The organism is Acidimicrobiales bacterium (genome assembly GCA_040219515.1).
Classification (GTDB): Bacteria; Actinomycetota; Acidimicrobiia; order Acidimicrobiales; family Aldehydirespiratoraceae; genus JAJRXC01.
In genome coordinates this window covers 127,881-140,051 of the sequence record JAVJSI010000016.1, presented here as the reverse complement: position 1 = coordinate 140,051, position 12,171 = coordinate 127,881, and the positions used below count along the sequence as shown (strand labels likewise).

The following is a 12,171-nucleotide window of genomic DNA, read 5'->3' as shown; positions in this document are numbered from 1 at the left end:
GAGAGTGACCGACGCCGACACCTACCGACTGAGCGATCGCTACACGCACGACGCCGGCACCGTGTTCATGACCGGCATCCAGGCCCTCGCGCGGCTCCCGGTGGAGCAACTCCGCGTCGACCGACGCAACGGCCTTCGGACCGCAGCGTTCGCCGCCGGCTACCCGGGCTCACCGCTCGGTGGACTCGACAGCGCGCTCGCGGCGGCTGCCAAGGAGGCAGCCGACCTCCCGGTCGTGCTCCGACCCTCCGTCAACGAGGAGTACGCCGCCACTGCGGTCATGGGAAGCCAGCTGGCATCGACGCGTCCCGACACCCGCTACGACGGGGTGCTCGGACTCTGGTACGGCAAGGCGCCCGGCGTCGATCGTGCCGCCGATGCGCTGCGTCATGCCGCGTTCGCGGGAAGCGACCCCCTGGGCGGCGCCGTCGCCCTCGTCGGCGACGACCCGGCCGCCAAGTCCTCGACGCTGCCGTCGACCTCGGCAGGGGTGTTGGCGTCGCTCCACATCCCCGTGCTCTATCCCGGTGACCCCGAAGAGGCGCTCGACCTCGGTCGTCACGCCATCGCGCTCAGCCGAGCCACCGGGCTGTGGGTCAGCCTGAAGATCGTGGCCGATGTCGCCGACGGCTCGAGCACCGTCGATCTCGATCCCGATCGCGTCACGCCGGTGATCCCGACCATCGACGGCCGAACCTATGCCCACCGGCCCAACGGCGTGCTGCTCACCCCGACCTCGCTCGACATCGAACGCGAGATCATCGAGGTCCGCGCGCCGCTGGCTCTCGAGTACGCCGCGGTCAACCGTCTCAATCACGTGACGATCGATCCGAGCGACGCCTGGATCGGCATCGTCGCATCGGGCATCACCTACCGGGAGCTCCGCGAGGCGCTCCGTCGCATCGGGCTCGAGACCGACGCCGACATCGAGAGCGCCGGCATCCGACTCCTCAAACTGGGCATGCCGATTCCGTTCAACGTGTCCACCATCCGGACGTTCGCCCGCGGACTCGAGCGCATCCTCGTGATCGAGGAGAAGACCCCCAACGTCGAGTCGCTCGTGAAGGACGCGCTCTACAACGCCAGCCATCACCCCACCGTGGTCGGGCGAGCCGACGAGTTCGAGAAGTTGCTGGTGCCGGCATCCGGGGCGCTGCACGCAGACGAGATCATCCCGGTTCTGCGCACCGAGCTCCAGGAGCGACTCGGCGGCCGTCTGCGCACCGAGCCGCCGACCCGGGAGCGCATCCCGCTGGCCGTCTCTCGCACCCCGTACTTCTGTTCCGGTTGCCCCCACAATCGCAGCACGGTGGTCGAGCCGGGCACGCTCGTCGGGGCGGGCATCGGGTGCCACACGATGGTGCTCCTCGGCGACGACGAGCGCTACGGCGACATCGCCGGCATCACGTGCATGGGCAACGAGGGCACCCAGTGGATCGGGATGGCGCCCTTCGTCGACACGCCGCACATGGTGCAAAACCTCGGCGACGGCACGTTCTTCCACTCCGGTCAGCTCGCCATCACCGCTGCCATCGCGGCCGACGCCAACATGACCTACAAGCTCCTGTGGAACGGCGCCGTGGCCATGACCGGCGGGCAGGATCCGACCGGCCGCATCGAGCTCCCCCGGGTGTGCCGGCAGCTGCTCGCCCAGGGTGTCAAGCGCGTCATCGTCACCAGTGAGGATCCCGATCGGGCCCGGGCGATGCGACTGCCGCCGGAGGTCGACGTGTGGGACCGTACGCGGCTGGACGACGCGCAGCGGGCCCTGGCCGGCGTCCGGGGCGTCACCGTGCTCATCCACGACCAACGCTGCGCAGCGGAGGCCCGTCGCGATCGCAAGCGGGGAAAGGTGGCCATGCCACCCACCCGCGTGGTCATCAATCATCGGGTGTGTGAGGGCTGTGGCGACTGCGCCCGGGTATCCAACTGCCTCTCGGTCCAACCCCTCGACACCGAGTTCGGCCGCAAGACCACGATCGACCAGGACAGCTGCAATCTCGACCTGTCGTGTCTCGAAGGCGACTGCCCTGCGTTCATCTCGATCACCACCCGGCCGTCGCGCTGGTGGCGGCCCCGGCGCGCCGCCGCACCCTCCGCGGCCCTGCCGCAACCGCCTGAGCCACCGGCACCCTCGCCGCGGACCGCCGACGATGTCAGCGTCCACATCACCGGCATCGGAGGCACCGGCGTGGTCACCGTCTCGCAGCTGCTCGGCACCGCCGCGATGTTCGAGGGCGCCGAGGTGCTCGGCCTCGACCAGATCGGGCTGTCACAGAAAGCCGGGCCCGTCGTCTCCGACGTCCGGATCGCCCACGGTACGCTCCCGGGCAGCAGCCGCGTCGGCGCCGGTCAGGCCGACCTGCTCCTGGCGTTCGATCTCCTCGTCGCCTCCTCGTGGAGCGGGCTCGACGCCACCGATCCGAGCCGCACCTCGGTCGTCGGCTCGCTCGCGCTCACCCCGCCCGGCGCGAAGATCGCCCGCCCCGAGACCGAGATGCCGTCGACCGAACACCTGCTCCGGCGCATCGACGAGGGCACCCGGGACGGGGCCCGGCACTGGGCCGACGCCGCCACGATCTGCGGCGACCTGGTGGGCGACTCCGTCGGTGCGAACATCTTCGTCATCGGGATGGCCGTACAGGCCGGCCTCCTGCCGATCGCCCCCGAGTCGCTCGAGCACGCGATCGAGCTGAACGGCGTGGCTGTCGACCTCAACCTGGCGTCCTTTCGCTGGGGTCGATGGCAGGTCGCCGATCCCACCGTCGTGGACGCCGCCCGACACCGTGTCGTCCCGAGGCCGTCGCCCGTGGTGCCGGCCGGGCTCGAGAAGCGGATCCAGGAGCTCGCGAGGGGTGACGCGTCGCGGGCTGAGATGATCACTCGCAACACGGCCGAGCTCATCGCCTTCCAGAACCAGCGCCTGGCCGGACGATTCCTCGGCGCGCTCGAGGCGGTCGACGCCGTGGCGGGTTCGCCCGAGCTGCTGGACGCGACCGCCGAGGGCCTCTTCAAGCTGATGGCCTACAAGGACGAGTACGAGGTGGCTCGCCTGATGCTCGATCCCGACGGCCACCGAGCGGTCGACGAAGTCGCCGCACCGGGCGACAAGGTCGCATGGCGACTGCATCCCCCCACCCTGCGGGCACTCGGTCGCAGCTCGAAGCTGTCGATCAACACCCGCTGGCAACCGGCGTTCAGGCTCCTGGCGAAGGCGAAGCGCCTTCGCGGCACCCCGCTCGACCCCTTCGGCCGGGCCGAGGTGCGCCGCATAGAACGGGCGCTACCCGAGGAGTACCTCACCGCGATCACCGATGCGCTCGGCGCCGCACCGACCCCCGACGATGTCGGACGCGCGCTCGCCATCGCCGAGGCCGCCGATCTCGTCCGCGGCTACGAGGGCGTCAAGATGGCGAACGTCGAACGCTTCCGGGCGACCCTCGAGCGGCTCGCGTCAGCCTGACGTCAGGCCTACGCTGCTCCCCATGAGTTCCGTTCCGAACGTCGCCCAGCTCGACGACGACCTCAGCGCCCTCCACCAACAGACCCTCGACTTCGTGGCCAACGAGGTCGTGCCCCAGGCCGCGCAGTGGGAGCTCGACGGGTTCGTGCCCCGCGACGTGCTCCAGAAGATGGGCGCACTGGGCATGTTCGGCCTCCGGGTACCGGAAGATCAGGGGGGTTTGGGCCTCGGTCCTCTCGCCTCCCTCACCTTCGCCGAAGCGCTCGGCTCGTCGACCTACGCAGGCTTCGACGTGACGGTGCTGGACCACACCGACATGGCGCTCCCCCATCTGCTCAACTCCGGTTCCGACGACCAGCTCACCCGATATCTCCCCGATGTACTCGCCGGGAAATGCATCCTGTCGATCGGGGTGACCGAACCCGACGCCGGGTCCGACGTCGCCGGCATCCGCACCCGGGCCGACAAGGACGGCGACGGGTGGCGCATCAACGGATCGAAGATGTTCATCACCAACGCGGCCTACGGCGACATGACCATCATCGCCGCCCGTACCCAGCCCGACGACCGCTACGGCATCTCGATGTTCCTGGTCGAGAAGGGCACCGAGGGCTTCTCCGTCGCCAACACACTCGACAAGACCGGATGGCGTTGTTCCGACACCGCCGAGCTCCGTCTCGACGACGTGTGGGTCGGCGACGAACAGCTGCTGGGCACCGTGCACCGCGGTTTCTACCAGACGATGCAGAACTTCCAGAACGAGCGACTGGTCCTGGTGGGCATGGGCATCGGGGCCGCCCAGCGAGCGATCGACATCACCGTCGAATACACGAAGGACCGCTCGGCCTTCGGCGGACACCTGTTCGACCTCGGTGCCATTCGGCAACGGCTCGCCATGCGCCAGGCCCAGGTCGACGCCGCTCGGGCCTCGATGTACCACTGCGCGTGGCTCGCCGAGCAGGGCATCGACCCGGTCCGGGAGACCTCCGGCCTCAAGGCGTGGGCCTGCGAGATGATCAACGAGGTCATGTACGACTGTGTGCAGTTCCACGGTGGCATGGGCTACATGCGCGAGACCACGGTCGAGCGCATGAGCCGCGACGCTCGCATCCTTCCCATCGGCGGCGGCGCCACCGAGGTCATGCTCGAAGAGGTCGCCAAGCGACTCGGAAACGCGTGACGATGCTGCCCGCTCGACTTCGCTCGCTGCTCTTCGCGCCGGCCGTGCGACCCGACCTCGTGGCCAAGATGCCGAACAGTGGCGCCGACCTGATCGCCATCGACCTCGAGGACGCCACCCCGATCGGGGCCAAGCAGAGCGCCCGGGTGGCGCTGCCCGAGCTCATGGCGACCGTCGAGAGCCGGGCGGCGGTCGCCGTTCGGGTCAACGATCCGAGCACGGAATGGTTCGCCGACGACATCGCCGGGCTGCCCGACGGCCTGGCCGCCGTCGTCGTCCCGAAGATCGAGACGCGGGAGGGTTTGGACCAGGTCCGCGAGGCCCTGGCGTCGGCCGGACGGGCCGACCTCGCCGTGATCGCCGGGATCGAAACGGCGCTGGGCGTAGCCGACGCGCGGCTCACGCTCGCGCACCCGGTCGTCGCCGCCGCCTACTTCGGGGCCGAGGACTTCATCGCCGACATGGGCGGTTCCCGCACGTCGTCCAACGACGAGGTCCACATCGCCCGCAGCCTCGTCGTCCTGGCCGGTCGATTGGCCGAGGTCCCCACCCTCGACCAGGTGGTCGCCGACTTCCGCGACGACGACCGGTCGCGACGAGAGGCCGAGCAGGCCCTGGCCATGGGCTACGCGGGCAAGCTCTGCATCCACCCGGCCCAGGTCAGCATCGCCAATGCGGCATTCACGCCCTCGGTCGAGGCCGTGGACCGGGCTCGCCGCCTGCTCGACGCCTACGAGACCGCCTCGGCCGGTGGCGTCGCGGCAATCGACTTCGAGGGTCAGATGGTCGACGAGCCGGTGGCCCGTCAAGCGCGGCGCCTGCTCTCCCTGGCCGACTGAGTTCAGGGGCGGCGCAGCATCAACGCGTTGCGCCGGGCCCGGCACACCAGGGAGTCCTCCTGGTTGAACCCACGATGCTCGAAGGTGACGATGCCCTGACCCGGTCGGCTGGACGACTCGCGAGCCGCCACCACCTCGGTCTCCACGCGGATCGTGTCGCCGTGGAACAGCGGGGCCGGGAAGTCGACCTTGTCGAATCCGAGGTTGGCCACCGTCGTGCCGAGGGTCGTCTCGTGGACCGAGATGCCGACGACGATGCCGAGCGTCAACAACGAGTTCACCAGCGGCCGACCGAACTCGGTCTCGTTGGTTGCGTAGTCGAAGTCGAGGTGCAGCCAGGCCGGATTCATCGTCATCGTGGAGAAGCCGACATTGTCGGCTTCGGTCACCGTGCGGCGCAGTGCGTGCGGTATCACGAGCCCGACGGCGAGTTCCTCGAACCACTTTCCCGGCACCGGACGTTCAGCCATTCCCGGACACTAGTGCCGGGTCGACACTCCCCCGTTCCTGGCCGACGTCGACCGGGTCATTGCGCTCGTTCCACGACCGACTCTCCATCAACAGCCAGCCCAGAAGCGCGGTCAGGACGACGAGGGCCACGGTCAGCGCCACCAGAAGCCCAGCCACTCCGGCGACATTCCTCCACAACGGATGCTCGATGTCCGCCGGGACCTCCTCGGTTGTCGGCTCCGAAACCATGCGGAAACGGTAGTTCTTCCGCGCCGAGCGCTCGGCGCGGCGACGGCCCGGTCAGCGGCGCAGCTTGGCCAGCGAATCGTCGAGACCACCGGGCCGGCTGCTCAGCAACCAGGCCGCCCGTTGGGCCACGATTGCCCCCTCGAAGGTGCCCAGCGTCGGCGGCACGCCGGTGTCCACACCGTGGTCGGCAGCGACACGGACGAGGCCGTGCAACGCGAGCCGACACGCCGCAGCCATCTCGGCGGCGACAATTTCGCCCCGTTCGCCGCCGATCGACCCGTCGTCGAATCGGGCGATCGCGTCGACGAGCAGGGCGTGCGCAGCCTCGATCCCGTCGGGGTCGGCGGTCCCCAACACGGGCATCGCGGATCCCCCGAGCGCGGCCGACAACGCCGAGCCGTTGGGCGAGCTCACGCCGATCGACTCGGCGATGTCGCCGAGTCGGTCGACGAGTTCCCCGATGCCACGGTCGCAGCCGAGCACGCGGTCGATCACCGACCAGACCGTGACGTCGTCGGGCACGATTCCGGTGGTGGCGGCGGCTCCTCCCCGAACGATCGACGGCAACGACACGGCCAACGGCTGCCAGTGACCGCCATCGCCCCAGTCGGTCAACAGGAACCCGGGCGAGTGGTTGGCGCCGCCCACGGCCACGGCGTCGGCGATGTTGGCCGCCGCGTTCGGGTTGCGTCCGATCACCGTGTTCCAGGTCGAGGTGCCCGGCGCGACCCAGAAGGGCTCACCGGCATCGACGAACTGGCGAGCATGGGCGGCGAAACCGAGATTGGCGTCGTCGGGCAGGCCGAGGCGTTCGACGAACTCGGGTTCGAGGAAGTCGAGCCAGCTGAACTCGGCCGGTGCCTCGTAGTTCCAGACGACCGGTACTGCCCCCGCGGGGATCCTCGGAATGAGCGAGGGGTCGCGCCGGAAGAGGTCGGCCCAGAACATGATCTCGAATCCCTCGGCCTGCAACGGCTCGATGATGCGCCGCAGGTGCTCGAGATAGACCTCGTCGCGCCCACGGGCGGCGACGTCGGCCGCGGACACCCCGTCGCCGAGTTCGAACGGCTCGTCGCCGCCGATGTGGATTCGCCGCTCACGCACGACTGACGCCATGTCGCGAGCGAGTTCGACCGCGAGCGCCGCGTTCTCCACGGTCGGCGCGAAGCAGGACGGTGGGCTCTGGCCGCCGCCGAAGAGGCTGTCGAATCCATCCGGACACTCGGCCCGGTCGCGATACTTGTCGAGCGCCAACCAGCGCCCCATGTGGCCGAAGCCGTTCATGTTCGCGACGAGGGTCACGCCGGCGGCTTGGCATCGTTCGTCGAGCCGGCCCATGTCGTCGTGGGTGAGCGGCGACGCCGCCGCCCAGACCGCGTCGTGACCGACATAGTCGAACGTGTGCTCCACGTAGAGCTGGAGCTCGTTGAAGCCGGTCGCGGCGAGCACACCGACGAGCCAATCGAGCGTGTCGTTGGTCGGCACGCGGTCTCGGCTGACATCGAGCATGAACGCCCGATGAGCGAACACGTCACTCACAACGTGGTGCCGTCGGAACTCAGATCGTCGATGGCCGCGTCCCACTCGAAGAAGTAGACGGGAACCCGACCGTCGGGCGTAGTCGCGCTGTAGGTCCCCGGGCCGAGCCCCGGCACGTGGAACTCACCCAACCCCTCGCCGGCGGCTCGGAAGGTGTCGTTGGTGAGGTCGGCGCCGGCCGCAGTCGCGATCGCCACGAACAACGCGATGTTGCGGCACGCAGCTGCCACCGAGACGAGGTTCTCGGGCTCGTCGGGCAGCCGGGTGTTCGGGTCGAGGATCGTCGGTTCTCCGGCTGCCTCCACCGTGGCGATGCAGTCCTGCACAGCGGGATCGTCCCACCAGCCCAGCTGCTCCGCGGTGTTGCCGGCCACGGCGCCCTCCAGGACCGAGAGATCCCTCCCGCCACGATCGCGGATGTAGCCTCGCAATGACGAGAGCGAGGTCGCCGCAACCTGCGGGCGGTAGCTGACCTGCTCGAGGCCACCGGCGTAGATGGGCGAGCTCGCACCGATCGCCAATGCGAGGGTGACGCCCTCGGACTCCTGCTTCTCGGCGATCAGCGACGTCTCGGCCTCCGCGGCCACGGTGTCGAGCGGCGACGCCTCGATGAACGCGACATCCACCACATCGACGCCCAACTCGTCGAGCAACGGAAGGGCCTTCGCCTCGACCGCATCCTGGTCGGCGGCACCCGCCACCACGCCGACTGTCTCTCCGTCGAAGATCCCTTCGGCGTCGAAGCCGCGGATGATCGTCTCGGTCACGTTGTCGCTGTTGCGGAATGCGCTGAACCAGGGTGCGGCGGACGCGGCGACCCGATCGTCGTTCTGGGTACTGCCCACGACCGCGGTGTCGCTCAGCTCGGTGTAGCAGAGCGGCCCGTCGTTCTGCAGATCGCCGACGACCGCGAACACCTCCTCGTCCTGGGTGAGCCGCGCACAGATGGTGTCCATCGCCTCGGTGCCGACGGGCAGGAACGGCTCGAAGACCACCTCGACCTCGCGGCCGTTGATCCCACCGTTGGCGTTCACCTCTTCGAAGAGCGCACGATACGCGGCCTCGTAGGATCCGTGGTCGAGGTCGACGAGTCCCTGAAGCGCCTCGAGATCCGGTGCGACCACGCCGACCTTGATCGTGGTGGCCGTCACCCCGCGAAACGAGTCGGTCAGCTCGAGCGGCTCGGTGGTGGTGGAGTCGTCCGCCTCCGTCTCGTCCCCACTCGCGTCCTCGGCCGTCGCCGGATCGCTGGTGTCCTCACCGCCGCTGTCGGACGAATCCGAGTCGAGATCGACGTCATCGACCTCGCCGGTCGCCGAGGGGTCGTCCCCGCTCCCGCACGCCGTCGCGAGGGTTGCCGTCGCGACGACGCAGACCAGCAGGAAACGCCATTGCCCACGTAGATGCGTCATGTCGCGAAGCTAGCCTGCGGCCGTGCAACGATTCGATCTGATCATCATCGGCGCCGGTTCGGGCAACTCGATCATCGGCCCCGAGCACGATGGCTGGAACATCGCGCTGGTCGAACGGGGGCTGTTCGGCGGCACGTGCCTCAATGTCGGCTGTATCCCCTCGAAGATGTTCGTCTACGCGGCCGAGACAGCCGAGATCGCGAAGAGGGGCCCCGAGCTCGGTGTCCACACGCGCTTCGAGGGTGTCGACTGGCCCGCCATCCGCGACCGGGTGTTCGGCCGGATCGACCCCATCGCCGCCGGCGGCGAGGAGTACCGCAGGAGCCTCGACAACGTCACGGTATTCCCGCACGACGCCCGCTTCGTCGGCCCGAAGCAGCTCCAGGTAGGTGACCAGGTGATCACCGCCGACACGATCGTCCTCGCGGCCGGCGCCCGCTCGCTCATACCGCCGATCGCCGGGCTCGACGCCGCGGGATTCCACACCTCCGACACGATCATGCGGGTCGAGGAGCTACCGGAGCGACTGCTCGTGCTCGGTGGCGGCTACATCGCCGCGGAACTCGGCAGCGTCTTCGGGTCATTCGGCAGCGAGGTCACCTATCTCCTCCGGGGTACGACGATGCTGCGCGACCAGGACCACGACATCAGCCGCCGCATCACCGAGATCTACGGCCGTCGCTTCCCGACCCACTACGGGGCCGCCATCGAGGAGGTCCGGCGAGAAAGCGGCGAGCTCGTGGTGCAGCTCGGGTCGGGCGAGACGATCGAGGGCGACGAGATCCTGGTGGCGACCGGTCGAATCCCCAACGGCAGTCAACTCGGCGTCGAGCACACGGGGGTCGAGCTCGATGGCGCCGGTTATGTCATCACCGACGAGTACGGGCGCACCACCGCCGACGGCATCTGGGCGCTCGGCGACATCAGCAATCCGGTGCAGCTCAAGCACGTGGCCAACCACGAGGCGAAGGTCGTCGCCCACAACATCACCCACGCCGACCAGCTGCGGAAGATGAACCACGAGCTGATCCCGTCCGCCGTGTTCGGCGACCCCCAGATCGGCTCGGTCGGCCTCACCGAACAGGAGTGCGAGGCCCAGAACCTGAACTTCACCGCGCACGTGCAGGACTACGGATCCGCGGCCTACGGCTGGGCCATGGAGGACTCCGAGAGCATCTGCAAGCTCATCATGGACAACGACACCCGGCTCCTACTCGGTGCCCACATCATGGGTCCGCAGGCACCCACGCTCGTGCAGCAGCTGATCCAGGGCATGGTCTTCGGTCTCACCGTCGATCAGATGGCGGCGGGCATGTACTACATCCACCCCGCCCTGCCCGAAGTGCTCGAACAGGCGCTCCTCGAGCTGTAGCTCAGTCGACGAGCGATGCCGCGGTCGCCTGTGCCCACTTGTAGTCGGGCTTGCCGTTGGGGCTGCGCACGAAGTCGCTGACCCGCAGGATCCGCTTGGGCGCCTTGTAGGCGGCGATCCGGGTGCGGGCATGGGCGATGATCTCGTGGTCCTCGACGACGAAGCCCTCCCGAATGGCGACCACCGCGTTGACCGATTGGCCCCAGCGCTCGTCGGGCAGGCCCACGACATTGCAGTCGGCGATGGCCGGGTGGGTCTTCACCGCCTCCTCGACCTCCTCGGGATAGATCTTCTCGCCGCCGGAGTTGATGCAGACCGAGCCACGGCCCAGAAGCGTGATCGTGCCGTCGGCTTCGACCGTCGCGTAGTCACCCGGGATCGACCAGCGGATGCCGTTGATGGTCGGGAACGTCTCTTCGGTCTTCTGCGGATCCTTGTAGTAGCCGAGCGGGTTGGCACCCTTGTTCGCCAGCCGACCGATGTCGCCGGAGCCGGGCTCGACCATTCGCCCGTCGTCGGTGATGACCTGCGTGGTCGGTCCGAGCGAGAACCGCCCGGTGTTCAACACCGGTTCGCTCCTGCGGGTGATCTGGGTGGCCTGACCGACCGACTCGCTCGAGCCGAGGGAGTCGAGCAGCGTCATCGGTTTGTGGGCCAGGAATGCCTGCTTGGATTCCTTCGACCACATGACCCCAGACGACATGATCTGGAACACACTCGACAGGTCATGGGGTCGTCCGGCCGCCTCGGCCCGGTCGAGCGCCTCGAGCATCGGCCGGGCGAACGCCTCGCCCACGATCGTCAGCATCGTCAGCCGGTGTTCGGCGACGGTGGTCCACAGCTCGTCGGCGTCGAAACTCCGCCCGGCCAACGTCGCCACCATTCCGCCCTGGGTCAGCGTGTGCAGGGCGCTGATGCCCGACGTGCCGTGCATCAGTGGTGCCGCAGCCAGCAGCCGGGTGGTGCGATGACGGGCGTGGAGGGCGACCGCACCCTCGATCGCCTCGGCCGCACCGGTCGGGATGTCGCGATCGAGCACGGAATACTGGGCCTTCATGTTGCCGATCATCTGATCGTGGGGCCACATGACGGCCTTCGGACTACCGGTCGTCCCACCCGTGTAGAGGAACCAGAGGTCGCCACCCGATCGCTCGATCCGAGGGGCCGGCTCGTGCGAGGCGAGCAGGTCGTCGTAGGCCACGGCACCGTCGAGCAACTCGCCGCCACCGACCTGCACCCACAGGGCAACCTCCGGGCACCGGGAGCGGGCCTCGGCCACACGATCGGCCAGGGTGTGGTCGAAGAAGAGCACCTGCGCATCGGCGTTCTCGAGGAGGTAGACGAGCTCGTCGGCGAGATAGCGATAGTTCACGTTGCACGGCACCGCCCGTTGTTTGAACGCCGCGAACTGTGCCTCCTCGTACTCGAACCCGTTGAAGAGGAAGATGGCAACCTTGTCGTCGGCTCCGACGCCGGCTGCGTCGAGCGCTCCCGCGATGCGGGCCGCTCGCGCCTCGAACGTGGCCCAGTCGTGCACCTCACGGCCGTGGGCGGCCGCCGGCTTGTCGGGCAGAGCATCGGCGATGCCTTCCCAGATCGTGGCGAAGTTCACCGCGTCGGTGGAGACGAGCTGGGTCCGGGCCATAGCAGCGCAGCGTAGGCTCTGG

Annotated in this window: 9 protein-coding genes; 4 read left to right on the top strand and 5 right to left on the bottom strand. The window is 68.7% G+C overall.

Annotation, left to right across the window (positions count from 1 at the left end; translation table 11 throughout):
* Positions 1-4 precede the first annotated feature (4 nt).
* Genes RIB98_16625 through RIB98_16615 form a run of 3 tightly spaced genes read left to right on the top strand, consistent with a single transcriptional unit; the run spans position 5 to position 5,482 of the window.
* The gene (locus RIB98_16625; GenBank protein MEQ8842609.1) at positions 5-3,463 is read left to right on the top strand and encodes an indolepyruvate ferredoxin oxidoreductase family protein; all 3,459 of its coding nucleotides are present in this window, start codon (positions 5-7) and stop codon (positions 3,461-3,463) included.
* Positions 3,464-3,485: 22 nt separating this feature from the next.
* Positions 3,486-4,643, top strand: coding sequence for an acyl-CoA dehydrogenase family protein (locus tag RIB98_16620; GenBank protein ID MEQ8842608.1), 1,158 nt, complete (start codon positions 3,486-3,488; stop codon positions 4,641-4,643).
* A gap of 2 nt (positions 4,644-4,645) precedes the next feature.
* Complete coding sequence (locus tag RIB98_16615; protein ID MEQ8842607.1) at positions 4,646-5,482, top strand: CoA ester lyase; 837 nt, start codon at positions 4,646-4,648, stop codon at positions 5,480-5,482.
* 2 nt (positions 5,483-5,484) lie between these two features.
* Here RIB98_16615 and RIB98_16610 read toward each other — a convergent pair whose 3' ends face one another.
* Genes RIB98_16610 through RIB98_16595 form a run of 4 tightly spaced genes read right to left on the bottom strand, consistent with a single transcriptional unit; the run spans position 5,485 to position 9,132 of the window.
* On the bottom strand, positions 5,485-5,952 hold the full coding sequence (locus RIB98_16610; protein MEQ8842606.1) for a MaoC family dehydratase: 468 nt from the start codon (positions 5,950-5,952) through the stop codon (positions 5,485-5,487).
* A complete protein-coding gene (locus tag RIB98_16605) occupies positions 5,945-6,181 on the bottom strand; it encodes a hypothetical protein (protein ID MEQ8842605.1) in 237 nt (78 codons plus the stop codon). Before RIB98_16605 ends, RIB98_16610 begins: the two co-directional genes overlap by 8 nt.
* 51 nt (positions 6,182-6,232) lie before the next feature.
* Positions 6,233-7,720: a hypothetical protein gene (locus tag RIB98_16600; protein ID MEQ8842604.1), complete on the bottom strand. Its 1,488-nt coding sequence runs from the start codon at positions 7,718-7,720 to the stop codon at positions 6,233-6,235.
* Positions 7,717-9,132: an ABC transporter substrate-binding protein gene (locus RIB98_16595; protein ID MEQ8842603.1), complete on the bottom strand. Its 1,416-nt coding sequence runs from the start codon at positions 9,130-9,132 to the stop codon at positions 7,717-7,719. Before RIB98_16595 ends, RIB98_16600 begins: the two co-directional genes overlap by 4 nt.
* Before the next feature lie 22 nt (positions 9,133-9,154).
* Between RIB98_16595 and RIB98_16590 the strand changes: the two genes are divergently transcribed.
* Entirely contained in the window at positions 9,155-10,504 is a 1,350-nt protein-coding gene (locus RIB98_16590; protein MEQ8842602.1) for a mycothione reductase, read from the top strand.
* Between the two features lies 1 nt (position 10,505).
* On the opposite strand, the gene RIB98_16585 is transcribed toward RIB98_16590, so the two are convergent.
* The gene (locus RIB98_16585) at positions 10,506-12,149 is read right to left on the bottom strand and encodes an acyl-CoA synthetase (protein ID MEQ8842601.1); all 1,644 of its coding nucleotides are present in this window, start codon (positions 12,147-12,149) and stop codon (positions 10,506-10,508) included.
* Between the last annotated feature and the right edge of the window lie 22 nt (positions 12,150-12,171).

What these genes read in the sequence shown, in the direction of transcription:
- RIB98_16585 (MEQ8842601.1), bottom strand. Translation starts at nt 12,149, where the DNA reads ATGGCCCGGACCCAGCTCGTCTCCACCGACGCGGTGAACTTCGCCACG.
- RIB98_16605 (MEQ8842605.1), bottom strand. Translation starts at nt 6,181, where the DNA reads ATGGTTTCGGAGCCGACAACCGAGGAGGTCCCGGCGGACATCGAGCAT.
- RIB98_16615 (MEQ8842607.1), top strand. Translation starts at nt 4,646, where the DNA reads ATGCTGCCCGCTCGACTTCGCTCGCTGCTCTTCGCGCCGGCCGTGCGA.
- RIB98_16610 (MEQ8842606.1), bottom strand. Translation starts at nt 5,952, where the DNA reads ATGGCTGAACGTCCGGTGCCGGGAAAGTGGTTCGAGGAACTCGCCGTC.
- RIB98_16595 (MEQ8842603.1), bottom strand. Translation starts at nt 9,132, where the DNA reads ATGACGCATCTACGTGGGCAATGGCGTTTCCTGCTGGTCTGCGTCGTC.
- RIB98_16620 (MEQ8842608.1), top strand. Translation starts at nt 3,486, where the DNA reads ATGAGTTCCGTTCCGAACGTCGCCCAGCTCGACGACGACCTCAGCGCC.